19 protein-coding genes are annotated in these 24,020 nt (G+C 59.3%); 14 read left to right on the top strand and 5 right to left on the bottom strand.

The genetic code is table 11. The annotated features are described in order from the left end of the window. Positions 1–139: 139 nt before the first annotated feature. Positions 140–382 (bottom strand): hypothetical protein, encoded by a 243-nt coding sequence (locus ACTG2S_RS07785; RefSeq protein WP_021230511.1) that lies wholly within the window; start codon positions 380–382, stop codon positions 140–142. A 308-nt stretch (positions 383–690) separates the two neighbouring features. Here ACTG2S_RS07785 and pykF point away from each other — a divergent pair, with 308 nt between their 5' ends. The 5 genes from pykF to ACTG2S_RS07760 all read left to right on the top strand — a co-directional run bounded on the left by pykF (position 691) and on the right by ACTG2S_RS07760 (position 7,870). Then, complete coding sequence (gene pykF / locus ACTG2S_RS07780; RefSeq protein WP_031227651.1) at positions 691–2,103, top strand: pyruvate kinase PykF; 1,413 nt, start codon at positions 691–693, stop codon at positions 2,101–2,103. Positions 2,104–2,253: 150 nt separating this feature from the next. Continuing rightward, the gene (mscK, locus tag ACTG2S_RS07775; RefSeq protein ID WP_236368500.1) at positions 2,254–5,583 is read left to right on the top strand and encodes a mechanosensitive channel MscK; all 3,330 of its coding nucleotides are present in this window, start codon (positions 2,254–2,256) and stop codon (positions 5,581–5,583) included. Between the two features lie 406 nt (positions 5,584–5,989). After that, entirely contained in the window at positions 5,990–6,394 is a 405-nt protein-coding gene (locus ACTG2S_RS07770; RefSeq protein WP_201947984.1) for a hypothetical protein, read from the top strand. 54 nt (positions 6,395–6,448) lie between these two features. Further along, positions 6,449–6,598: a hypothetical protein gene (locus ACTG2S_RS07765; protein ID WP_201947982.1), complete on the top strand. Its 150-nt coding sequence runs from the start codon at positions 6,449–6,451 to the stop codon at positions 6,596–6,598. 339 nt (positions 6,599–6,937) lie between these two features. Then, positions 6,938–7,870: a GGDEF domain-containing protein gene (locus tag ACTG2S_RS07760; protein WP_274160725.1), complete on the top strand. Its 933-nt coding sequence runs from the start codon at positions 6,938–6,940 to the stop codon at positions 7,868–7,870. Positions 7,871–7,968: 98 nt separating this feature from the next. Here ACTG2S_RS07760 and crr read toward each other — a convergent pair whose 3' ends face one another. The 4 genes from crr to cysK form a co-directional block, all read right to left on the bottom strand. Then, positions 7,969–8,478, bottom strand: coding sequence for a PTS glucose transporter subunit IIA (gene crr / locus ACTG2S_RS07755; protein WP_005338264.1), 510 nt, complete (start codon positions 8,476–8,478; stop codon positions 7,969–7,971). 42 nt (positions 8,479–8,520) lie between these two features. Then, positions 8,521–10,248, bottom strand: a complete 1,728-nt coding sequence (gene ptsI / locus ACTG2S_RS07750) for a phosphoenolpyruvate-protein phosphotransferase PtsI (RefSeq protein ID WP_204383759.1) — start codon at positions 10,246–10,248, stop codon at positions 8,521–8,523. A 46-nt stretch (positions 10,249–10,294) separates the two neighbouring features. Then, positions 10,295–10,552 carry an HPr family phosphocarrier protein gene (locus ACTG2S_RS07745; protein WP_005338266.1) on the bottom strand — a complete coding sequence of 86 codons (258 nt, stop codon included), beginning with the start codon at positions 10,550–10,552 and terminating at the stop codon, positions 10,295–10,297. 440 nt (positions 10,553–10,992) lie between these two features. Beyond that, positions 10,993–11,961, bottom strand: coding sequence for a cysteine synthase A (gene cysK, locus ACTG2S_RS07740; protein ID WP_274160724.1), 969 nt, complete (start codon positions 11,959–11,961; stop codon positions 10,993–10,995). Positions 11,962–12,120: 159 nt separating this feature from the next. On the opposite strand from cysK, the gene ACTG2S_RS07735 reads away from it, so the two are divergent. The 9 genes from ACTG2S_RS07735 to exeE all read left to right on the top strand — a co-directional run bounded on the left by ACTG2S_RS07735 (position 12,121) and on the right by exeE (position 24,019). Then, on the top strand, positions 12,121–12,963 hold the full coding sequence (locus ACTG2S_RS07735; RefSeq protein ID WP_013723987.1) for an AAA family ATPase: 843 nt from the start codon (positions 12,121–12,123) through the stop codon (positions 12,961–12,963). Positions 12,964–12,966: 3 nt separating this feature from the next. Beyond that, the gene (locus ACTG2S_RS07730) at positions 12,967–14,130 is read left to right on the top strand and encodes a vWA domain-containing protein (protein WP_274160723.1); all 1,164 of its coding nucleotides are present in this window, start codon (positions 12,967–12,969) and stop codon (positions 14,128–14,130) included. 54 nt (positions 14,131–14,184) lie between these two features. Beyond that, positions 14,185–15,306 (top strand): beta-ketoacyl-ACP synthase III, encoded by a 1,122-nt coding sequence (locus ACTG2S_RS07725; protein WP_429138743.1) that lies wholly within the window; start codon positions 14,185–14,187, stop codon positions 15,304–15,306. A 49-nt stretch (positions 15,307–15,355) separates the two neighbouring features. Beyond that, positions 15,356–16,801, top strand: a complete 1,446-nt coding sequence (locus ACTG2S_RS07720; protein WP_439982264.1) for an HD domain-containing phosphohydrolase — start codon at positions 15,356–15,358, stop codon at positions 16,799–16,801. 327 nt (positions 16,802–17,128) lie between these two features. Further along, positions 17,129–18,697, top strand: coding sequence for an ExeA family protein (locus tag ACTG2S_RS07715; protein WP_439982262.1), 1,569 nt, complete (start codon positions 17,129–17,131; stop codon positions 18,695–18,697). Continuing rightward, entirely contained in the window at positions 18,697–19,392 is a 696-nt protein-coding gene (gene exeB / locus ACTG2S_RS07710) for a GspB family T2SS assembly factor variant ExeB (RefSeq protein WP_267512133.1), read from the top strand. Before ACTG2S_RS07715 ends, exeB begins: the two co-directional genes overlap by 1 nt. A gap of 227 nt (positions 19,393–19,619) precedes the next feature. Continuing rightward, entirely contained in the window at positions 19,620–20,453 is an 834-nt protein-coding gene (exeC, locus tag ACTG2S_RS07705) for a GspC family type II secretion system variant ExeC (protein ID WP_274160727.1), read from the top strand. Positions 20,454–20,474: 21 nt separating this feature from the next. Further along, positions 20,475–22,514, top strand: a complete 2,040-nt coding sequence (exeD, locus tag ACTG2S_RS07700) for a GspD family T2SS secretin variant ExeD (protein ID WP_274160721.1) — start codon at positions 20,475–20,477, stop codon at positions 22,512–22,514. Then, positions 22,514–24,019 (top strand): GspE family T2SS ATPase variant ExeE, encoded by a 1,506-nt coding sequence (gene exeE / locus ACTG2S_RS07695; RefSeq protein WP_005338295.1) that lies wholly within the window; start codon positions 22,514–22,516, stop codon positions 24,017–24,019. Before exeD ends, exeE begins: the two co-directional genes overlap by 1 nt. Position 24,020 lies beyond the last annotated feature (1 nt).

Below are 24,020 nucleotides of genomic sequence, written 5' to 3'. Positions count from 1 at the left end.
GCGATACCGGAGGGGATATCGCTGTTGGAATCGATTATCCCCCTGCCATGAAAGGTGGACAATCCAGCAAGATAGATAAGAACTATCAACTAATGGTTGATAATTTCACGCTTTCACGACCGGTAAGCAGCAATAGATATCAAGGCTGCGGCGCTTCAGGCAGCTGTCGGGCTACACGAAGCGCCATCCGGGTCGCTGCACTGTGATCCTGCCACTCTCGCCACGCCAATCCCTCGGCGGCCGCCTCCCCTTTCACTGGATGGGAGAAGATCGCCAGCAGACCGGCATTATCAGGCCAGTAGCGAGCTGGCAGCGTCTGAACCAGCAGCAGGGCGGCGCCTAGCAAGAGCAGAGCCCATCCGGTTTCATGGCTGTTTTTCATCCCTGCCTCCTTCACCCGTGCGCCAATGAACTAACATTTTTGCGCAAGCCGGTGACAAGACGGTGACAGCGGACGGGTGGTCATTTTACAACATCTGAACCTCAACCCGGCCAAACAACCACAGATGGCAACATTTGTATCCCTTCAGCCCGAACCTGTGGCCGTATGCTCTAAAATGTGACTCACAGGAAAACGTTATCCCTGAAAAGAAAACGTTATCTGGTCAAAACGTTGTTTCTGGATCATAAAAAGATTCCAAAAACTGGTGTATATTGCTCGGCGGAAATTCCTTAACCATGAAGATTGACATGAAAAAGACCAAAATTGTCTGCACCATCGGTCCGAAGACCGAATCCAAAGAAATGCTGGCCAAAATGCTGGACGCCGGCATGAACGTCATGCGCCTGAACTTCTCCCACGGTGACTACGCCGAGCACGGCAGCCGCATCAGCAACCTGCGCGCTGTGATGGCCGAGACCGGCAAGCACGCAGCTATCCTGCTGGACACCAAGGGTCCGGAAATCCGTACCATGAAGCTGGAAGGCGGCAACGACGTCGCGCTGGTCGCTGGCCAGACTTTCACCTTCACCACCGACCAGACCGTGGTTGGCAACAAAGACAAAGTGGCGGTGACCTATGCAGGTTTCGCCAACGATCTGCGCGTCGGCAACCGCATCCTGGTTGATGACGGCCTGATCGGTCTGGACGTTATCGAAATCACCGAGCGCGAAGTTATCTGTAAAGTGCTGAACAACGGTGACCTGGGCGAGAACAAGGGCGTTAACCTGCCGGGCGTCTCCATCAAGCTGCCGGCCCTGGCCGAGAAAGACAAGCGCGACCTGATCTTCGGTTGCGAGCAAGGCGTTGATTTCGTTGCTGCTTCTTTCATCCGTAAGAAAGAAGACGTTCTGGAAATCCGTGAGCACCTGAAAGCCCACGGTGGCGAGAACATCCAGATCATCTCCAAGATCGAAAACCAGGAAGGTCTGGACAACTTCGACGAGATCCTGGCTGTTTCCGACGGCATCATGGTTGCTCGTGGCGACATGGGTGTAGAGATCCCGGTTGAAGAAGTTATCTTCGCCCAGAAGATGATCATCGCCAAGTGCAACAAAGCCCGCAAAGTGGTTATCACTGCCACCCAGATGCTGGACTCCATGATCAAGAACCCGCGTCCGACCCGCGCCGAAGCTGGTGACGTGGCCAACGCCATCCTGGACGGTACCGACGCAGTGATGCTGTCCGGTGAATCCGCCAAAGGTAAGTACCCGCTGGAAGCCGTGACCATCATGGCCACCATCTGCGAGCGTACCGATGCCGTGATGCCGTCCAACCTGTCTGCTGCCAACGACAGCAACAAGCTGCGCATCACCGAAGCCGTATGTAAAGGCGCCGTAGAGACCTCCGAGAAGCTGGACGCCCCGCTGATCGTGGTTGCTACCGAAGGCGGCAAGTCTGCCAAGGCCATTCGCAAGTACTTCCCGAAAGCCTGGATCCTGGCTATCACCACCAACAAGAAAACTGCTGCCCAGCTGGTTCTGACCAAGGGTGTGGTTGCTCACGTGGTTGACAGCATCGCCTCTACCGACGATTTCTATCGCATCGGTAAAGAAGCCGCGCTGGAAATCGGCATGGGTCTGAAAGGTGACGTGGTTGTGATGGTCTCCGGTGCTCTGGTACCGAGCGGCACCACAAACACCGCTTCTGTTCACGTTCTTTAATCAGAGCTGAACGAGTTGAAAACGGCGCCTGCGGGCGCCGTTTTTTTTGTCCCTCCCCCCTGCTTACCTGACAAGCCCGGTGTTAGAATCCACGCGAATTTAATCTATGCGGGAAATCTCCCGAATATCGCGTAATAACCCGGAAGTTATATGCCCTCAATACGTTTTAAAAGAGTCTCGGCCACCCTGTTGCCGCTGCTCTGTCTCCTCGCCAGCCTCTGCGTCCCGCAAGCCATGGCGCAAGATGTCCCCTCTCGCAACGCAGTTCAGCGAGCGCTTGATGGTCTGGGTAAATCAGAGACCCTGACCGTCAGTCAGCAAGCGGATCAGAAGTTGCTGACCGAAACCCTCGGCCTGCTCGACAGCATCGACAAGGAAGAGGCAAAGGCCAAGACTCAGGCCCAGCGGATCCGCAACCTGCCCACCGAACTCAGAGAGATCAGCGCCAAGCTCGATGCTCTGACCAAGGGCAAGAGTGCCGAGCAGATCAAGAGCGAATACGCCAGCATGAGTCTGGCAGAGCTCGACAGCCGTCAGCCGGAAGTGCTGGCCAACATGCAGGCGGCGCAGGAGGCCCTCGGCGCCATCGGCAGCCAGCTCACCAGCTTGCAGACCCTGCCGGAACGGGCCCAGGCCAGCATGAGCCGTGCCTACCAGCGCAGTCAGGAGATCCGTACCCGCCTCAACGCAGGTGAAAGCGTCTCCAGCGCCGAGAAGATGAAGCTCGGTGCCGAACTGGCCCTGCTCGACCTGCAACTGGCCCACCTGCAAAAGGAGCTGGATAACCGTACCAGCATGCAGGATCTGGCGATCAAGCAGCGCGACTACCAGAGTGCCCGTCTCGCCAGCGAAGAGCAGAAACTGCAGCTGTTGCAGGATCAGAGCAGCGCCAAGCGCCTTGGCGACACCGAAAAAACCGCCGAGCAGACCGGTGAACTGGTGGCAACCGAAGACAGCCCGCTGGTGCAAAAAGAGCAGGAGCTCAACCACCAGCTCAGCCAGCAGCTGATCGGTGCCACCACCAGCCTCAACTCACTGGTACAGAAAAACCTGCAAGCCAAGAGCTGGCTGGAGCGCGGCATCCAGACCGAGCGCAACCTCAATGAACAGGTGCAGATGCTCAAGGGCAATCTGCTGCTGTCACGCATCCTCTATCAGCTCTACCAGCAGCTGGAAGCGGCGCCCACCATCGCCGTCAAAAATCTGGAAGAGCAGATTGCCGATCTGCATCTGGCCCAGTTTGAACTGAGCCAGCAGCGTGACCAACTGTTCCAGAAGAACCTCTATCTGGACAATCTGATCGCCGGCAGCAAGGAACCGGTCAGCGAGGAGGACAAGGAGAACCTTGCCAAGCTGCTCGATACCCGCATCAATCTGCTCGATCAGCTCAACCGCCAACTCGACAGCCAGCTCACCAACGCCATCAGCCTGCAGCTGACCCAGCAGCAGCTGGCGCGGGTCTATGCCTCTATCGAATTTACCCTGCAGCAACACATCTTCTGGGTAAGCAGCAACAAGCCCATCGACAGCAAGTGGTTTATCAGCTGGCCCGCCCAAGCATACAAACAGGCATCCGACTGGGTATTGAAACCGGACTGGAAACGCTGGCGCGAAGAGCTGCTGGGGATCTCCCTGCTCGCCTTCCCGCTGCTGCTGATCGGCGGCCTGCTGGTCTGGAAACGTCCGGCGCTGGTTGAGCGCGAGAAGAAGATCACCAAGGACCTTGGCCGTTTCCGTCAGGACAGCCAGTGGCACACCCCGCGCGCCCTGCTCTATACCGTGCTGCAACGCCTGCCGGGCAGCATGTTCATTCTGGCTGGCGGTCTGCTGCTCACCTACTGCGGTCTGCTCAGTCCCAAGCTGATGTTCCAGATCACCCTGAACCTCGCCCTCGGTTATCTGGTGTTCAGCGTCTATCTGGCGGTGATGCGCCCGGGCGGCATCGCCGAAACCCACTTCCGGATCCCGAAAGCGGAGCTGCAGGCCAAGCGCAACAGCATGCGCTACATCTGGTTGCCACTGCTGCCGCTCATCATGCTCGCAACCAAGGCGGTGGTTGAACCCTCCACCCTGGGCAACGACGTGATCGGCCAGGCCATGACCCTGACCCTGCTGGGGCTGGCCGCCTATCTGGTGTTCCCCATCTCCCGCGCCCGCATCAAGGGCGAGGCGAGCATGCAGAAGTCGCTGATCGCCATCGCCCTGGCGCTGGCACCGGTGGCGCTGATCGTGCTGGCCGTGCTCGGTTACTACTACACCGCGCTGAAGCTGACCGGTCGCCTGATCGAATCCTTCTACCTCATCATCATCTGGAGCCTGGTCTACCGCACCGCCCTGCGTGGTCTGGAGCTGGCTGCCCGTCGTCTGGCCTACCGTCGTGCGGTGGCCAAGCGTGAGCACAAATCTTCGGAAGATGCGGAAGGTGGCGAGTCCATCGAAGAGCAGCCCATGGATCTGGAGGATGTCAGCCAGCAGTCCCTGCGTCTGACCCGTACCGTGCTGATGCTGATCTTCGGTGTCGCCTTCTACTGGCTCTGGTCCGATCTGGTCGCGGTCTTCTCCTACCTCGACAGCATGGTGCTGTGGCACCGCAGTGAAGGCACCGGCGCCAACGCCGTGCTGTTCCCCATCAGCCTCAGTGACGTGCTGATTGGCTTCCTGCTGCTCGGCGGGGCATGGTCACTGGCGCGCAACCTGCCGGGCTTGCTGGAGGTGCTGGTGCTCTCCAAGCTCAACCTGGCTCAGGGGACCGCCTACGCCATCACCACCATGCTCAACTACGTGCTGATCGGCTTTGGCTCCCTGACCGCTCTCTCCATGATGGGCGTGCAGTGGGACAAGCTGCAGTGGGTAGCGGGTGGTCTGTCAGTCGGTATCGGTTTCGGCATGAAGGAGATCCTCTCCAACTTCGTCTCCGGCATCATCATCCTGTTCGAGCGTCCGGTGCGGATCGGTGACACCGTCACCATCGGCTCCTTCTCCGGTACCGTCTCGCGGATCCGCATTCGCGCCACCACCCTGACCGACTTCGACCGCAAAGAGGTGATCATCCCCAACCAGCAGCTGATGACAGAACGGCTCATCAACTGGTCGCTGAGTGACACCGTCACCCGGGTGATCGTACGGGTGGGCGTGGCGTATGGCTCGGATCTGGAGCTGACCCGCACCCTGCTCAAACAGGCTGCCGACGAAAACAGCCGCGTGCTGAAAGACCCGGCCCCCATCGTCTACTTCCTCACCTTTGGCGCCAGCACGCTGGATCACGAGCTGCGCTTCTTCGTGAGCGAACTGGGTGATCGCAACCCGGCGGTGGACGAGTTGAACCGCAAGATCGACCAGCTGTTCCGCGAGAACGGCATCGAGATCGCCTTCAACCAGATGGATGTCTACATCAAAAACATGCAGGGCGAAGAGCAGAAGGTGGAGTCCAACTCCGCCGCTCTGCCACCTCCCGCGGAAGATGGCAAGCAGCCAGCCTGATAGCGAACTGCACTGATCTGATGACAACAGCCGCTCACCCAGGTGAGCGGTTTTTTTATGCCAGTTTATGAAGATAGAGACGGCTATCCACCGCCAGCATGGCTGGCTGCCGCACAACAGGCAGCCATCACCCTTGATAAAATATAAAGAGAAATAAAAGTCTAAAAACAGACACTTGCCCCACACCACTACTTACCGCATGGATGAAACCTGCGCCCTTCTCCCCTCACCGCGCCCCCATACCGCGCTCGCTCCGGCTCCCGGATTTTTATAACTTTTTTTAATTTTATTTGAGTGTCCTCTTCATCCTGACCATTGCAAAGTAGCGCCATTCCAGCGCCGGGCCCTGTGACCACCGCCCGGCTGACACCGACTTGCTCATTTGATAATTGAAAGGATCCGAGAGATGAAACACCCCTTGATGGTAATGGGAATAGCCACCTGTCTGGCATTAAGTGGCTGCCAGAATATGGACACCAAGAAAGTCCTGATAGGTGCAGCTGCGCTGGGTGCCATCGGCGCTGCTGGCTATTACGCCGGGAAAAAGCACAGCGATAACAAACACGAGCATGATGGCCAGCATGACGATAGCGATGACCAGCATATGGCCACCAGCAAGATGCCCCGTTACTGCTCGGGGGAAGCGGCCAGCAAATTCCATGTCTCCCCCCGCGATATCACCACCGAGTCGGCAGAAGAGAGCGGCCAGAGATACAAGGTCCATGGCCAGTACGAGACCGATGATAATCTGGTCGACTTTACCTGCACCTTCAATCACGACGGTCGCTTCCTCTCGGTCGTTCGCAGCTGATTGACCAGCGGTTACAGCCAATTCACTACTGGCCCCCCATACAGGACACACACGATGAAACAGCAACGCAGCATGATCGCCAGCCTCATTGCGCGGGCCCAGACACGGATACCGGATGACATGCCAGCGTTCTGCCGCGCCTTTGCCATCAAGCCGGGAGACAAGCTCTATCTGCCACCTTCCGAGCGTGTGAAGATTTGGTGACCACCAGCAGGGGCCCTGGCCCGAAAAGCTCCAGCAGATGGACCACCTCCACCTGAGCTGAAGATGACCGACACAGGGAGTGTCTGTTTTACCCTGTCTGGTTTTTCCCGACCCACATGTGCCTGACCATGTGGGTTTTTTTGACCCTTTTGCTCTGCCCCTTCTCCTCAGCCTGCCCTGCTTTCACCCGATACGGCCACGGCAAACAACTCCGCTATTTTCTCGCCTTTGCCATTGGCTGAAAAACCGGCGGCGTAACCGCCATAAATCGGTTTACCACCACACTGGTCTGACCTATGGTAAAGCATATAAAAGATGCATCGTGGAGCTGCTTTTCCTATGAATGACCGAGAACTGCAACAGATCCTGTTTCGCTCCTTCGATGTGATCCCGCTGCCTATTCTGGTGTCCGAATCCATTGCCCGTCACGATGGCTGCTCACCCGACATGATCCCGCAGCGGCGCCACCGCTTCCTGAATAAAGCCTTCATTGAGCAGCTGGGCTACAACCTTGACGATCTGCCGGACATGGCTTCCTGGTTTCAGGTCGTCTACCCGGATGAAGGGTATCGCCGCACCATCATCGACTCCTGGCACTCCCAGGTGGAACAGAGCTTGTCGCAAGGGCTGGAGGTTGCCGAGATGCCTGCGCTGATCCGCTGCAAGAGCGGTCAGTCGCGCTGGTTTATCGTCACTGCCCAGCTGGGAGCCGATGCCATCCCGGATGGCCATATCGTCACCTTTCGCGATATCCACGACCTGCAGTGCATGGTGGAAGAGGTGAGCCGCCTCTCCTGCACCGATCCGCTCACCGAACTGACCAACCGGCGTGGCGCCCAGCAACAGCTGCAGGCCCTTTGGTTGCAAGGTGAGCCCCTCTCGGTGGTGTTGGGAGATATCGACCATTTCAAACAGGTCAATGACCGCTACGGCCACCCTGCGGGTGATGCCGCGCTCTGCGCCGTCGCCCACGCCATGGCGAGCCAGCTGTTGCCGGGGGAGAGTCTGGCCCGTTGGGGCGGAGAGGAGTTTCTGCTGATCCTGCCTGGTTGCGATATTGAACAGGCAGCACGGCGCGCCGAACAGCTGCGCCAGCATGTCAGTACCACCCGCTTGCCATGGCAGGGGAAGCAGCTCTCCCTCACCATCAGTCTGGGGTGTGCCAGCATGAAGGGGCAGGAGAGCATCGACTATCTGCTGATGATGGCAGACCGGGCCCTTTATCAGGCCAAGGATCAGGGCCGTAACCGGGTTGTCATCTCAACGGAATAGAGTGGTAACCAGAACGGAAAGCTGACTCGCAGCCATAAAAAAACCGAAGCACAAGGCTTCGGTTTTTTACTGCGCAACTGGCGTGAGCCAGCCGGGCATTACTTCTTGATACGGATAACCGGGGTCTCGCCCACAGTCACAGCACCAGTCATTTTGATCAGCTCTTTGATCTCGTCCATGTTGGAGATGACAACCGGAGTCAGGGTAGACTTGGCTTTCGCCTCCAGAACGGCCAGATCGAACTCGATGATGGTGTCGCCGCGCTTGACCTGTTGACCTTCCTGAGCGATACGCTTGAAGCCTTCGCCTTTCAGTTCAACGGTGTCGATACCGAAGTGAACGAACAGCTCGATACCGGAGTCGGATTCCAGAGAGAATGCGTGGTTGGTCTCGAAAATCTTGCCGATGGTACCATCGCACGGCGCAACCATCTTGTTGCCAGCCGGCTTGATGGCGATACCGTCACCAACGATCTTCTCGGCGAAGACAACGTCAGGCACATCTTCGATCGGCACGATTTCGCCAGACAGCGGAGCAAAAATTTCGATGCCGCCGGTGTCAGAGCTATCGTCGGAAACCAGTTTCTTCAGTTTATCAAACAGACCCATATAAAGCTCCTAGAGATGATTTGTCGCTGTTTGCAGCCGATCTTAGCAGACTGCTTTCTGCTTAATAAAGTTATCTACGCATGCTTCGATTTCAGCGGCGGTGGCAAAGCTCAGTGCTTGATCAGCCATTGCCTTCACATCTTCGAAGTTGGTGTTGCGGATAAGCTTCTTGATACGCGGTACAGAGATGGCGCTCATGGAGAACTCATCCAGACCCATACCCAGCAGCAGCAGGGTAGCGCGCTCGTCACCAGCCAGTTCACCACACATACCGGTCCACTTGCCTTCGGCGTGGGACGCATCGATAACCATCTTGATCAAGGTCAGGACGGAGGGTGACAGCGGGTTGTACATGGCGGAGATCATCTCGTTACCACGATCGACAGCCAGAGTGTACTGGGTCAGGTCGTTGGTACCGATACTGAAGAAATCCACTTCCTTGGCAAGATGATGAGCCATCACGGCAGCGGCCGGGGTCTCGATCATGATACCCACTTCGATGGATTCATCAAAGGCTTTGCCTTCGGCACGCAGTTCGGCTTTCAGCGTCTCTACGGTGGCTTTCAGGCTACGGAACTCTTCGACAGAGATGATCATCGGGAACATGATGCGCAGTTTGCCGAAGGCAGAGGCGCGCAGAATGGCCCGCAGCTGAGCGTGCATGATGTCTTCGCGGTCGAAGAAAATACGCACGGCACGCCAGCCCAGGAAGGGGTTCATCTCTTTCGGGAAATTCATGTATGGCAGCTCTTTGTCGCCGCCAATGTCCATGGTACGCACGATGATCGGCTGATCCGGCATCGCTTCGGCCACTTCTTTGTAGGCTTTGAACTGCTCTTCTTCGGTCGGCAGCGCGTCACGGTCCATAAACAGGAACTCGGTACGGTACAGACCCACGCCTTCGGCGCCATTGCGGATGGCACCTTCGGTATCCTTGACGGTACCGATGTTGGCGCAGACTTCGACCTGGTGACCATCCAGCGTGATGGCAGGCAGATCTTTCAGCTTGGCCAGCTCATCTTTCTCGGCCTGGAACTGAGCCTGGAACTTCTTGGCTTCGGTCAGCTGTTCAGCGGTCGGATTGATGATGATCTGGTTGTTGATCGCATCCAGCACCAGCATGTCACCGTTCTTGACGCGCTCGGTGATGTCGTTGGTGCCTACCACGGCCGGCAGCTCCAGGGAGCGGGCCATGATGGAGGTGTGAGAGGTACGGCCACCGATGTCGGTAACGAAACCCAGCACATATTTCAGGTTGATCTGAGCGGTTTCAGACGGGGTCAGGTCTTTGGCGACCAGGATCACCTCTTCGTCGATGGTGCTCAGGTTGACAACGGCGATGCCCAGTACGTTCTTGACCAGACGGGTACCGATGTCACGGAAGTCGGTAGCGCGTTCGCGCAGATAAGGGTCATCCAGCTCGGCCATCATCTTGGCGTACTGTTCGATCACCTCATAGATGGCTTTGTCAGCGGAAGCCTTGTTGTCTTTGATGAAGGATTTGATATCCCCTTCCAGCTCCTCATCTTCGAGCAGCATGATGTGGCCTTCGAAGATGGCCTCTTTTTCCTCACCGAAGGTGCGACCGGCCATCTCTTTGATGGCTTCCAGCTGGGCAGCTGACTTGGTACGAGCTTCGAGGAAACGGTTGATCTCGACATCAATCTGGTCAGCAGAGATTTTGCCCTGATTGATAACGATTTCATCTTCTTTAAGAAGAAGCGCCTTACCGAATGCGATACCGGGGGACGCAAGAATGCCAGATATCATAATCCTTCCTATTAAAACGACTGTGGGGGAGGAATCTAAAGCTGGATTACTCCAGCTCGTCCATCAGGGCAACCAGCTTCTCAACAGCTTGCTGAGCATCCGGGCCATCAGCCTGGATAGTTACGTTGGTACCCTTGGTCAGGCCCAGGGTCTGCAGCTTGAACAGGCTCTTGGCGCTGGCGGACTTGCCACCGGAGACCACAGTGATCTCGCTTTGGAATTCTTTGGCTTCTTTCACGAACTGAGCTGCCGGACGGGTGTGCAGGCCGTTTTCAGCAGTAATAACAACAGACTTCTCGTACATGGTTTCACCCCATATTATTGATATTTTTTGGTGGATTGGTCGTTTTTGAAGCAACCTGACCCACCGTGTCAGTATGGATATGTTGTAAAGTAACGAAAGCAGACCCGCAATGGTTTAATCCAGGTCAAGTTTCTGTGCAGTAATCGGCGCGCTGGTTGGCAATTTTCAGTTATTTGGCTACAAGCCGCATCAGGACTGGCCTGAAATTATTTTATAACGAAAAATAACACTTTGTTACTTTGTGATACCCAGCCAGCAAACACCGCGTGACGCCGCACAGGATATGAGATTTAGAGCGGAATGTCTGCTTTTTTTCTCACTCCGGAACTTGTTATTTTACCCCAAAAAATAAGGATCAAGTGACACTAACAGGGGTTGAGTCTAGCCCATAAAGAAGCGGCGCTCCTGGGAGCGCCGCTGTTTTGAAAGATTCCGATCAGTTACTGCTGCAGCTCCTGCTCGCTGAACACCCCGGCAAACAGGGCGCTGGAGAGGTAACGCTCCGCCGCACTCGGCAGGATGACCACAATGGTTTTGCCCGCAAATTCCGACAGCTCGGCCAGACGGCTGGCAACCACCACCGCAGCACCGGAGCTGATACCGGCCAGGATCCCCTCCTCCTCCATCAGGCGGCGAGCCATCTCGATGGCTTCATCGCTGGTCACCTTCTCCACCCGATCGATGAGGGAGAGGTCCAGGTTGCCCGGGATAAAGCCGGCGCCGATCCCCTGGATCTTGTGGGGGCCCGGTTTGATCTCTTCCCCAGCCAGCTTCTGGCTGATGACCGGCGACTCGGCCGGTTCGACCGCGACAGAGACCACCGCCTTGCCTTTCGTCTGCTTCAGATAGCGGGAGACCCCGGTAATGGTGCCGCCGGTACCGACCCCGGCTACGAACACATCCACTTCGCCGTCAGTGGCATCCCAAATCTCTGGGCCGGTGGTCTTTTCGTGGATCTCCGGGTTGGCCGGGTTTTCAAACTGTTGCAGCAACACATACTTGCCCGGCTCGGATTCGAGGATCTCGTTGGCTTTGGCAATGGCCCCCTTCATGCCGAGCGGCCCTTCGGTCAGCACCAGATTGGCACCGAGCGCCTTGAGCAGCTTGCGGCGCTCCAGGCTCATGGTGGCCGGCATGGTCAGGGTGATAGGATAGCCGCGAGCTGCCGCGACAAAGGCCAGAGCAATACCCGTGTTGCCGCTGGTGGGCTCGATGATCTCCTTACCCTTGGTCAGGATGCCGCGCTTCTCGGCATCCCAGATCAGGTTGGCGCCGATCCGGCACTTGACGCTGAAGCTGGGGTTGCGGCTCTCGATCTTGGCCAGCACGCGGCCTTTGGTAACACGGTTGAGACGAACCAGCGGGGTGTGACCGATAGTCTGGCTGTTGTCCTCAAAAATTTTGCTCATGGTGCTATCCCTGTGTTTGTTACGACGATGAAACAAGATTACCCTGTGGTTTCTGAATGAGAAGTGACTATTCGTTATAACCATATGGTATTACAACATATAGAGCTTATTCTCTCTGGCCCCTGACTCCGGGCGCCAATCGTCAAAGGAACCGACGTTATGGGATTTTCAGGAAGCAGCCAGTATCTCGCCTCCGATGCATTGAAGATGGCGGTCAATGCCGCCATCACCCTCGAAAAACCGCTGCTGATCAAAGGGGAGCCGGGCACCGGCAAGACGGTGCTGGCAGAAGCGGTCGCCGACCATCTCGGCACCGATCTCATTGCCTGGCATATCAAGTCCACCACCAAAGCCCAGCAGGGACTCTACGAATATGATGCGGTGGCCCGGCTGCGCGACTCCCAGCTCGGCGACCCCAGAGTGGCCGATATCAGTCACTACATTCGTAAAGGCAAGTTGTGGCAGGCCTTCAGCGCCGAGCAGCGACCTGTGCTGCTGATCGACGAGATCGACAAGGCCGACATCGAATTCCCCAACGATCTGCTGCTGGAGCTGGATCGGATGGAGTTCGACGTCTACGAGACCGGCGAACGAGTCAAGGCGCGCCAGCGGCCGGTGGTCATCATCACCTCCAACAACGAAAAAGAGCTGCCGGATGCCTTCCTGCGCCGCTGTTTCTTCCACTACATCCGCTTCCCCGACAAGGCCGAGATGCAGGCCATCGTCAAGCTCCACTACCCCGACCTCAAGGAGAGCCTGCTTGGCGAGGCAATGGACCTCTTCTTCGAGCTGCGCGAGGTAGAGGGGCTGCGCAAGAAACCCTCCACCTCGGAGCTGCTGGACTGGATCCGCCTGCTCTTGGCCGACGATATCGCCCCTGAGGCGATGCGCGCCCGCGAGCCGGGCAAGCTGGTGCCCGCACTATATGGCGCCCTGCTCAAGACCGAGCAGGATCTGCATCTCTTCGAGAAGCTCGCCTTTTTGGCCCGGCGCGGCAGCTGACCCATGCTGATCGACTTTTTTACCCATCTGCGCCGCCACAAGCTCCCCTGCAGCCTGCGCGAACTGCTGGACTTGCACGCCGCACTGGCAGCCCGGCTGGTCACCATCGATATGGACGAGTTCTACCAGCTCTCCCGCTGCCTGCTGGTAAAAGACGAGGCCCACTACGATCGCTTCGATCGCGCCTTCGCCGAATACTATGAGGGGCTGGACGCCATCCCCCTGCTGCCGGAAAGCCTGCCCGAGGAGTGGCTGCGCAAGGAGTTCGAGCGACTGTTGAGCCCAGAGGAGAAGGCGCTGCTCAAATCCCTCGGCGGACTCGACAAGCTGCTGGAGACCCTTAACCAGCGATTAAGCGAGCAGAAAGAGCGCCACGCCGGCGGCAACAAATGGGTGGGGACCGGTGGCAGCAGCCCGTTTGGCCACGGCGGTTTTCACCCCGAGGGGGTGCGCATGGGTGGAGAGGGGCAGCACGGTCAGGCGGTCAAGGTGTGGGAGGCCCGACATTATCGCAACTTCAGCGATGACTCGCCGCTCGGCCAGCGCGCCATCCAGCTGGCACTGCGCAAACTCAGGCGCTGGGTGCGCAAGGGCAACCCGGACGAGCTGGATCTCGACGACACCATAAAAAGTTCTGCCCGCCAGGGCTGGCTCGATGTGAAACTGCGGCCCGAGCGCCACAACGGGGTGAAGCTGTTGGTTTTCTTCGATGTGGGAGGCTCCATGGATGCCCACGTGGCCGAGGTGCAGCGCCTCTTCTCCGCCCTGCGCCACGAGTTCAAGCATCTGGAGTACTTCTATTTTCACAACTGCCTCTACGACTTCGTCTGGAAGGATAACGCCCGCCGCTTTGAGGAGCGGTTCGATACCTTGCGGCTGCTGCGCACCTATGGCAGCGACTACAAGGTTATCCTGGTGGGGGATGCCACCATGGGCCCTTACGAGATCACCTGGCCGGGCGGCAGTGTCGAGCAGTGGAACGAGGAGTCGGGTCAGGTGTGGCTCACCCGCTTGCAGCAACACTTTCCCAAACTGGTGTGGATCAATCCCACCCCGCGGCGGGAGTGGCTCTGGCATCCCTCCATCAAACTGATGAATGACGTGGTTGGCGGACGGATGCATCCGCTGACCCTGGCGGGTCTCGCTGCGGCGATCGACCAGCTGTAACCCTCTCACCCCTATAAACCGACAAGCCGGGAACGCACCCGGCGAGGAGCAAAGATGACCTCTATCGTGATCAGTGGCTCAGGCCTCTATACCCCACCCTTTGCCGTCAGCAATGAAGAGCTGGTGGCCGCCTTCAACCAGTATGTGGATCTCTACAACGAGGAGAACGCCTCCGCCATCGATGCCGGCCAGCTCCCCGCCAAGCAGCACTCCAGCTGCGAGTTCATCGAGAAGGCGTCCGGCATCAAGAGCCGTTATCTGGTAAGCCGAGAGGGAGTGCTCAACCCCGACATCATGCAGCCGCTGCTGGCGGAGCGGCCCGATGAGATGCCCTCCATCATGGTGGAGATGGCGGTGGCCGCCGCCGAGCAGGCGCTGATCGCCGCCGGCCGCGAGCCGGGTGAGATCGATCTGGTGATCGTGGCCGCCTCCAACATGCCGCGCCCCTACCCGGCGCTGGCCATCGAGCTGCAGCACTATCTGGGGGCGAGCGGCATGGCCTTTGACATGAACGTGGCCTGCTCGTCTGCCACCTTCGGCATCAAGACGGCCGCCGACATGCTGGCGGCAGGCACCGCCAACGTGGCGCTGGTGGTCAATCCGGAGATCTGCTCGGGACACCTCAATTTCCGGGACAGAGACAGTCACTTTATCTTCGGCGATGCCTGCACCGCGGTGCTGCTGGAGCGAGCGGAAGATTGCAAGGTGGCCAACCCGTGGCAACTGGTGGCCAGCAAGCTGGTGACCCAATACTCCAACAACATCCGCAACAACTTCGGCTTTCTGAACCGGCTGAGCCCGCGTACCCGCTACAGTGACGACAAGCTGTTTCGCCAGCAGGGGCGCAAGGTGTTCAAGGAGGTGTTACCGCTGGTGTGCGACCAGATAGCCAACCAGCTCGATGAGCAGGGCTGGCCCGCCGAGAGCCTGAACCGGCTCTGGCTCCATCAGGCCAACCTCACTATGAACCAGTTCATCGGTCGCAAGCTGCTGGGCCACGATGCCAGCCAGCAGGAGGCGCCGGTCATTCTTGATAGCTATGGTAATACCAGCTCGGCGGGTTCCATCATCGCGTTTCATCTGTACAATCGCGACCTTCCTGCGGGGGCTCGCGGCGTACTGTGCTCCTTTGGCGCTGGCTACTCCATCGGTAGCCTGCTGCTGCGGCGCCTGTAATGGCGGGCCTCCCGCCGACATAACAATAACCAGCAACATGGGTGGGAATATGCAGAGGATCACGGGGCGCTGCGCCCTGCACTACGGGGTAACCCTGTCACTATTTTGTCTCTATGGCTGGCAGGTTTGCCCGTTTCTCGAGAGTCTCACCCTGCCCCAGTTGCTGGGGCCGACCCTGGTGACGTTCGCCATCATGTTCGCCGTACGCAATTGGCTGCTCTCAAGGCGGCCCCTGCCGCGCAACGGGCTGGACGGGTTTGGACTGGAGGTGGGTTTCTACCTGCTGGGGGCACTGCTGCTCTCGGGCTACAACGCCCTGGCCCACAACTTCCCGCTGGAGAGTCACCTCAAGGTGCTGCTGGGGATGACCACCCTCGGCTTTCTGGTAGCGGCCGATCTGACTCTGGAGCGAGACTTGCATCGGGCCAGAGCACGGCAAGCCGAGCAGAGCCTGGCACTAAGCCACCCGCTGGCCATGCCGCTGCCACGCAAGTTCACCCTCTTTACTCTGGCGACCCTCACCCTGCAGGGAGGCGTCTTCTTCTTGCTGTTCAACAAGGATCTGGAGTGGCTGGTGACGGTGGAGCGCAGCCTGCCGAGGGTCGATGCCCAGCACTACATCCTGTGGGAGATCGCCTTCGTGATGACGGTGACCTTCTGTTATCTCGCCCTCATTATTCACGGTTATGGTCGCAATCTCGGCCTATCCCTGCGCCAGCAGACCAGCACAATGGCCAGAGTACAGTGTGGTGACTTCGACGCCCGGGTGCCGGTCACCCGGGATGACGAGTTTGGCCTTATCGCCGCCAGCACCAATCAGATGATCGGTGAGCTGAAATCCCGCAGCGACGAGCTCAACCTGACCCGTGACGTGGCCATCCTTGGCCTCGCCTCGCTGGCGGAGACCCGGGACAACGAGACCGGCGCCCATATCATCCGCACCCAGCATTATGTGAAGGCGCTGGCGCAATACCTCAGTCGCAGTGATTGGGATCGCTATCCGCTCGATGACGCCACCATCGATCTGCTGTTCAAGTCGGCCCCGCTGCACGATGTGGGCAAGGTGGGCATTCCCGATGCCATCCTGCTCAAACCGGGCAAGCTGACCGACGAAGAGTTCGCCATCATGAAGCGCCACCCGCAGATCGGCGCCGATGCGCTGGCGAGTGCCGAGGCGCAGCTAGGCTCCAACTCCTTCTTGCGGCTGGCCCGGGAGATCTCCCTCACCCACCACGAAAAGTGGGATGGCAGCGGCTATCCGGCTGGGCTGGCGGGTGAGGCGATTCCCCTCTCCGGGCGTTTGATGGCGGTAGCAGATGTCTACGATGCCCTCATCTCGAAACGAGTCTACAAACCTGCTTTCAGCCATGAGGAAGCGAAGGAGATCATCGTGAAGGGGAGCGGCAGCCATTTTGATCCCGGCATTGTCGCGGCGTTTCTCGCCTGCGAAGCGCAGTTCAGGGAGATTGCCGCGCAGTTTCAGGATCACCACTGAGCAAGTACATGCCGACCAGCTTGCCCTGATGGCTGACAGGGCAACCGGCGTCATAAATTGTACACAAACAGGTCTGACCATGGCCGACTCAGCACCATGCTGACGGCCTTTGCCACGCCGTCCCCATATTGATATTTCCCTTTATTTACAGCTATTTTTTGTCATTTTGTGATCCGGATTCGTGCCGATGACGCAACCGGGATCACAAGATGGCAGGAAAAGGCCGCAATTTGCCCTCCGGCGCCAATGATGGCTTCCAATGAATTCGAGGTTTGCTATCATCCGGAGACATTTCTTATCTGTCGCCGGCTACAAAAGAATCCCCTCATGTACACACAGTTCTTCGGCCTATCGGAACCGCCTTTCTCCATCTCGCCCAATCCCAAATACCTCTATATGAGTGAGCGCCACGGCGAAGCCCTTGCTCACCTCAACTACGGATTGCAGGATGGTGGCGGCTTTGTGCTGCTGACCGGCGAAGTGGGCACCGGCAAAACCACCGTCTCCCGTTGCCTGCTGCAGCAGTTGCCAGCAGATACCGAGATCGCCTACATCCTCAACCCCTCCCTGACCGAACGGGATCTGCTGGCAGCCATCTGCGACGAGTTTCAACTCCCCTACCCCGCCGAGGCCGGGATCAAGCAACTGTTCGACCTGATCCGCGACCACCTGCTGGCCAACCTGACCGCAGGCAAGCGCAGCGTGGTACTGGTGGACGAGGCCCAACATCTGTTGCCCGGGGTGTTGGAGCAGTTGCGTCTGCTCACCAACCTGGAAACCGACGAGAAAAAACTGCTGCAAATCGTGCTGATCGGCCAACCCGAACTGCAACAGATGCTGCGCCAGCCCCTGTTGCGCCAACTGGCCCAGCGCATCACCGCCCGCTACCACCTGCTGCCCCTCTCCGCCACCGATGTGGATGCCTACGTCCGCTTCCGGCTGCAAGTAGCCGGTTGTGTGCAGCCCATTTTTACCCCCAGAGCGATCCAGACGCTGCATCGGCTCTCCGGCGGCATTCCGCGCCTGCTCAACCTCATCTGCGATCGCGCCCTGCTCGCCGCCTTCGCCCGTGGCAGCTACAAGATTGTTCATGGCGACATCAGCCAGGCAGCGTTCGAGGTGAGCGGCGTCCGTGATGAGGGGAGCTGGCTTTCCGGTCTGATGGTGACACTGGCTGGCGCCTTGCTGGTAGCTGCAGGCTGGTGGGGTTGGCAATTTTTCGGCGTATTCCCCGAACGGCCTGTGGTCAAGGTCGAGGTGCCTGTCACCGTTGACGAGACCGCCGAACAACAGGAACAGTTAACCGAGGCGATCAATCAGGCCCTCGACCCCGAGAGCGCCATGCAGAATCTCTATCGGGTCTGGGGCTATGAACCGGAACCGTTCGATGCCACCTGTGACAACGCCCCTCGCGCCGGTCTGCGCTGCCAGGAGGGAGAGGCAAGCCTCGAGGAGCTGCGCGCCCTGCAGCATCCCGCCATGATCACGCTCACTGACCAGACTGGCGGCCTCTACTACGCGACACTGGTCAATCTGGGGCCAAGCAAGGCCAGCCTGATGATCGGCAACCAAAGCTGGCAAGTGGATCGCCAGTGGCTCAGCGACAACTGGGGTGGCAGCTATACCCTGCTCTGGCGCATGCCGAAAGGGGGCGTCAGCCTGATCGCCAGCAATGCCGGACAGACCCAGATCCAGTGGCTCGACAACGCCCTGAGCCGTGCGCTGCAACAACCCGAGCGCAAGGTGCGCCGTTTCGATGGCGAGCTCAAGAACAAGCTGCAGCAGTTCCAGCGGGATCAGGGGCTGACCCCTGATGGCATCGCGGGCAGCAACACCCTGCTGCGTCTCAACGCCCTCTCCGGTGAACCCATGCCCAGACTGGAGGAGGCCTCCTGATGTCTACCCTGCTCAAGGCGCTGCGCCGTGCGCAGCAACCGCAACTCTCCGCCCATATTCCGGCCATGGGCTTGCCCATGCCCCGGGAAGAGGAGCGCAGCCCACGCCGCATCGGCTGGCTGCTGGCTCCCCTGGCCTTGCTGCTGGGGGCGGGCGCTAACTATGGCTGGCATCTGATCCACCTGCGCCCCATCGAGGAGAAGGTGGAGGTGAAAGAGGTGATCACCCCGCCCTTCGTGCGGGTCGAACCCAAGGCGATGGTGACCCGTCCGCTGCCCCCGCCCCTGCCGGAGCCGGTGGCCCAACCCAGAGCAGTAGCCAAAAACGAAGGGACCAGTCAGGGGAATACCCCCGCGCTGAGTCTGGCCGAGCAGCTGATGAAAGCCCTCAATGAAACCCCATTGCAGGAGACGCCACACCCCACCGGCCAGAACAACGTGCAACCGGCCCAGTTGATGGCGCTGGGCTCGGCACCCCAGTCGGTGCGCCAGCAGGTACCGCAGCTGAGCTATGGCTCTCATGTGTTCTCCTCCAACCCCGCCAAGCGCGCCGTGGTGCTCAATGGCCGGGAATACCGGGAAGGGAGCGAAATCGCCCCGGGAGTCGTGCTCGCCACCATCGACCAGCAATACATAGTGCTGCAGGTCGCCGGACAGAGCGTGACCCTCAAGGCGCTGCAGGATTGGCGAGGATGAGTACGCACCGTACCCTGATGTTCGCTGGCAAGCAGGATGCACCTCACCTGAGTGCCACTTTTGTGAGCATTCAAAGGTTTACGATGTGATGAAATATCCATTTTTACGGTTTGGCGCGCCCGGACCCGTTGTGTCGCAGCCACCGGCCGTACACAATACGCAGCCGCCCCAGAGCCTGGAATTTGTTGATTAATATGACGCTACGATTCAGGGATGACATCTTGACCATGCTGCTGGCCCAGTGCCGGCGGCTTCCCATGACCAGAGTCACCCAGGTGGCCTTTCTGGCGCTGCTGATCATACTGGCCCAGCAGAGCGCCGCCCTCACCTGGCGTCTGCTCACCCTGGCAAGCCCGCAAACCAGTCAACCGTGGCAACCCTCCGCAGTGGCGGTCAACGGCCAGAGCAACCCGCGCCTTGAACTGGGCGAGGTAAGCCGACTGGCACTGTTTGGCAAGGCGATCCCCAAGGCGCAAGCCAAAGCCGCCGTGGCCGCCAATGCGCCGCGTACCCAGCTCAATGCCCAGCTCAACGGAGTGTTGGCAAGCTCGGATCCCGCCAAATCCATCGCCATCATCGCCATGTCCGGCATCCAGAACTCCTACGGGGTCGGTGACATGATTGACGGCACCCAGGCGCGGATCCGGCAGGTCTATCCGGATCGGGTGATCATCGAGCGGGATGGCCGCGACGAGACCCTGATGCTGGATGGCGAGGAGTATGGCAAGCCGCTGCCGCAGACCAACGCCGCCCCCCTTGGCTCCCTGCGCAGCGAGCTGATGGCTGATCCGGGCAAGATCACCGATTACCTCAATATTTCACCGGTTCAGGTGGATGGCCGCATGACCGGCTATCGCCTCAATCCGGGCAGCAATCCTGAGTTTTTCAACCAGAGCGGGCTGCAGGCCAATGACTTGGCCATCAGCATCAACGGGCTGGATTTACGGGACAACATGCAAGCCATGCAGGCGATGCAGCAGATGGCTGGCGCAACGGAAATGACAGTGACCGTCGAGCGACAGGGCGAACAGTTCGACATCTATGTGCGCTTGTCAGAATAATGATTTGGAGTCGTACCAATAATGACCACTAAAGGGAAAAGCTGGCGTCTGGCCTCTATCGCAGCGGCACTGATGATGGCGGGCTCAGCCTGGGCCACCGAATACTCTGCCAGTTTCAAGAACGCCGACATTGAAGAGTTCATCAATACGGTGGGCAAGAACCTCAATAAAACCATCATCATAGAGCCATCGGTGCGCGGCAAGATCAACGTGCGCAGCTACGACCTGCTCAATGAGGAGCAGTACTACCAGTTCTTCCTGAGCGTGCTCGACGTCTACGGCTTTGCCGTGGTGCCGATGGACAACGGGGTGCTCAAGGTGCTGCGCTCGCGGGATGCCAAGACCTCCGCCATTCCGGTGGTGGATGGCAGCAACCCGGGCTCCGGCGACGAGATGGTGACTAGAGTAGTGCCGGTGCGCAACGTCTCGGTCCGTGAACTGGCGCCGCTGCTGCGCCAGCTCAACGACAACGCCGGTGGTGGCAACGTGGTGCACTACGAGCCCTCCAACGTGCTGCTGATCACCGGCCGCGCCGCCGTGGTCAATCGTCTGGTAGAGGTGGTGAACCGGGTCGACCGCGCAGGCGATCAGGATGTGGACATCATCAAGCTCAAGTTCGCCTCGGCGGGTGAAATGGTGCGGCTTGTAACCAACCTCAACAAGGATGGCAACCCGCAGGGGGGCACCGCCTCCCTGCTGCTCTCCCCCAAGGTGGTGGCCGACGAGCGCACCAACTCTGTGGTGGTGAGTGGTGAGCCGAAAGCGCGCGCCCGCATCATCCAGATGGTGCGCCAGCTCGACCGCGACCTGCAAAGCCAGGGCAACACCCGGGTCTTCTACCTCAAATATGGCAAGGCCAAAGACATGGTCGAAGTGCTCAAGGGGGTTAGCTCCAGCATCGAGGCCGACAAGAAGGGCGGCGGCGCAACCACAGGTGGCGCCAGCATCGGCGGAGGCAAGCTGGCCATCTCAGCCGACGAGACTACCAATGCGCTGGTCATCACCGCCCAGCCGGACGTGATGTCCGAACTGGAGCAGGTGGTGGCCAAGCTCGATATCCGCCGCGCCCAGGTGCTGGTGGAGGCGATCATCGTCGAGATGCAGGATGGCGACGGCCTCACCCTTGGCGTCCAGTGGGGCAATGCCAACGGCGGTGGCACCCAGTTCACCAACTCAGGTCTGCCTCTCGGCAGCGCCATTGCGGCGGGCAAGGATTACCAGAATGGCAAGACCGACACCGCTGCCGGTCTGCTGAAAGAGTTCAACGGCATGGCCGCCGGTTTCTATCACGGCGACTGGGCCATGCTGGCCACGGCGCTGGCCTCCAATACCAAGAACGATATTCTCTCCACCCCGAGTATCGTCACCATGGACAACAAGGAGGCCTCTTTCAACGTCGGTCAGGAGGTCCCGGTCCAGAGCGGTTCGCAAAGCTCCACCACCAGCGATCAGGTGTTCAACACCATCGAGCGCAAGACGGTGGGCACCAAGCTGGTGGTGACCCCGCAGATCAACGAAGGGGATTCGGTGCTGCTCAATATCGAGCAGGAGGTCTCCAGCGTCGCCCAGACCCAGGCGACCGGTACTGCCAACCTTGGCCCCACCTTCGACACCCGTACCGTCAAGAACGCGGTGCTGGTCAAAAGTGGCGAAACTGTGGTGCTGGGCGGTTTGATGGACGAACAGACCAAGGAGCAGGTCTCCAAAGTGCCCTTGCTGGGCGATATCCCGGTGCTGGGTTATCTGTTCCGCTCTACCTCCAACACCACCTCCAAGCGCAACCTGATGGTCTTTATCCGGCCGACCATCTTGCGTGATGCGGACGTCTATACCGGTGTCTCCAGCAACAAATACAGCCTGTTCCGCGCCGAGCAGCTCAATGCCGCCTCGCAGGAGGGGTATCTCACCTCCCCCGCCCGTCAGGTATTGCCTGCCTATGGCCAGGATGTGATGGTGTCGCCCGAGCTGCAAAAAGAGATCCAGAAGCAGATCAACGAGATGCGGAGCAGACAGCAAAGCACTGTCGAGACCACCGCCCCGTTTGTGCAGAGTAAGCCCTGATGAGTGCCTACCATCTGGATGGAAGCGTCGGGCCTGCGCCACTGCCCGAGCTCCCCTTTGTCTTTGCCCGCAATTTCGGGGTGATCCTGATTGAGCGGGACGGCGCCCCCGTGCTGCAGTGCCGCCCCGGCGTCACCCCGCAGGCCCTGCTGGAAGTGCGGCGGGTCGCGGGTTGCAGCTTCGCGGTGGAGCAGCTCGACAACGAGGCCTTCGAAGAGCTGCTGATGGCCCACTATCAGCGCGACTCCTCCGAGGCGCGCCAGCTGATGGAAGATCTCGGCAACGAGATGGACTTCTTCGCCCTGGCCGAAGAGCTGCCCCAGAGCGAAGATCTGCTGGACGCCGATGACGACGCCCCCATCATTCGTCTCATCAACGCCATGTTGAGCGAGGCGATCAAGGAGGAGGCCTCCGATATCCATATCGAGACCTTCGAGCGGGCGCTGGTAATCCGCTTTCGCATCGATGGGGTGCTGCGGGAGATCCTGCGCCCCCATCGCAAGCTGGCATCACTGCTGGTCTCGCGGATCAAGGTGATGTCGCGGATGGATATCGCCGAGAAACGGGTGCCGCAGGATGGCCGTATCTCGTTGCGTATCGGCGGTCGCGCCGTCGACGTGCGGGTCTCCACCATGCCGTCCAGCTACGGCGAGCGAGTGGTACTGCGTCTGCTCGACAAGAACAACGTGCGCCTCGAGCTCAAGCAGCTGGGGATGACCGCGGCCAACCGCACCATCATCAGCGAGCTTATTCGCAAGCCCCACGGCATTATTCTGGTCACCGGCCCGACCGGTTCCGGTAAGTCCACCACCCTCTATGCGGCGCTGTCTGAAATCAACTCGCGGGATCGCAACATTCTGACGGTGGAAGACCCTATCGAATACGACCTCGAAGGGGTGGGCCAGACCCAGGTCAACACCAAGGTGGACATGACCTTCGCCCGCGGCCTGCGCGCCATCCTGCGTCAAGACCCGGATGTGGTGATGGTGGGGGAAATTCGTGACCTTGAAACCGCCCAGATCGCGGTACAGGCGTCGCTGACCGGCCACCTGGTGATGTCGACCCTGCACACCAACACCGCCATCGGCGCTATCACCCGGATGCGTGACATGGGGATCGAGCCCTTCCTGCTCTCCTCCTCCTTGCTGGCGGTACTGGCCCAGCGGCTGGTGCGCACCCTCTGCCCCGATTGCCGCGCCCCGCGTCCCATCACCGAGCAGGAGCGCCTCGCCATGGGCATCGAGCTGGCTCCCGATCAGCAGGTGTGGCGTCCGGTCGGGTGCGAGCTGTGCAACCACACCGGCTACCGTGGCCGGACCGGCATTCACGAGTTGGTGGTGATCGACGAAGCAGTGCGTGAAGCCATTCACAGCGCCAGCGGCGAGCTCGCCATCGAGCGGCTGATCCGCGGCCACACCCCCAGCATCCGCCGTGACGGCATCGACAAGGTCCTCAAGGGGCAGACCAGCCTCGAAGAGGTACTGCGCGTGACCCGGGAAGATTGAG

It is taken from the genome of Aeromonas sp. 82P, from assembly GCF_051919365.1.
In the GTDB taxonomy this organism is placed as follows: Bacteria; Pseudomonadota; Gammaproteobacteria; order Enterobacterales; family Aeromonadaceae; genus Aeromonas; species Aeromonas veronii.
This window is presented reverse-complemented; position numbering and strand designations above follow the sequence as displayed.

Coding starts and splice junctions, on each gene's coding strand:
- ACTG2S_RS07760 (WP_274160725.1), top strand. CDS start 6,938: ATGAATGACCGAGAACTGCAACAGATCCTGTTTCGCTCCTTCGATGTG.
- cysK (WP_274160724.1), bottom strand. CDS start 11,961: ATGAGCAAAATTTTTGAGGACAACAGCCAGACTATCGGTCACACCCCG.
- exeE (WP_005338295.1), top strand. CDS start 22,514: ATGAGTGCCTACCATCTGGATGGAAGCGTCGGGCCTGCGCCACTGCCC.
- ptsI (WP_204383759.1), bottom strand. CDS start 10,248: ATGATATCTGGCATTCTTGCGTCCCCCGGTATCGCATTCGGTAAGGCG.
- ACTG2S_RS07765 (WP_201947982.1), top strand. CDS start 6,449: ATGAAACAGCAACGCAGCATGATCGCCAGCCTCATTGCGCGGGCCCAG.
- exeD (WP_274160721.1), top strand. CDS start 20,475: ATGACCACTAAAGGGAAAAGCTGGCGTCTGGCCTCTATCGCAGCGGCA.
- pykF (WP_031227651.1), top strand. CDS start 691: ATGAAAAAGACCAAAATTGTCTGCACCATCGGTCCGAAGACCGAATCC.
- ACTG2S_RS07735 (WP_013723987.1), top strand. CDS start 12,121: ATGGGATTTTCAGGAAGCAGCCAGTATCTCGCCTCCGATGCATTGAAG.
- ACTG2S_RS07730 (WP_274160723.1), top strand. CDS start 12,967: ATGCTGATCGACTTTTTTACCCATCTGCGCCGCCACAAGCTCCCCTGC.
- ACTG2S_RS07785 (WP_021230511.1), bottom strand. CDS start 382: ATGAAAAACAGCCATGAAACCGGATGGGCTCTGCTCTTGCTAGGCGCC.
- ACTG2S_RS07745 (WP_005338266.1), bottom strand. CDS start 10,552: ATGTACGAGAAGTCTGTTGTTATTACTGCTGAAAACGGCCTGCACACC.
- crr (WP_005338264.1), bottom strand. CDS start 8,478: ATGGGTCTGTTTGATAAACTGAAGAAACTGGTTTCCGACGATAGCTCT.
- ACTG2S_RS07725 (WP_429138743.1), top strand. CDS start 14,185: ATGACCTCTATCGTGATCAGTGGCTCAGGCCTCTATACCCCACCCTTT.
- ACTG2S_RS07770 (WP_201947984.1), top strand. CDS start 5,990: ATGAAACACCCCTTGATGGTAATGGGAATAGCCACCTGTCTGGCATTA.
- exeC (WP_274160727.1), top strand. CDS start 19,620: ATGCTGCTGGCCCAGTGCCGGCGGCTTCCCATGACCAGAGTCACCCAG.
- ACTG2S_RS07720 (WP_439982264.1), top strand. CDS start 15,356: ATGCAGAGGATCACGGGGCGCTGCGCCCTGCACTACGGGGTAACCCTG.
- exeB (WP_267512133.1), top strand. CDS start 18,697: ATGTCTACCCTGCTCAAGGCGCTGCGCCGTGCGCAGCAACCGCAACTC.
- ACTG2S_RS07715 (WP_439982262.1), top strand. CDS start 17,129: ATGTACACACAGTTCTTCGGCCTATCGGAACCGCCTTTCTCCATCTCG.
- mscK (WP_236368500.1), top strand. CDS start 2,254: ATGCCCTCAATACGTTTTAAAAGAGTCTCGGCCACCCTGTTGCCGCTG.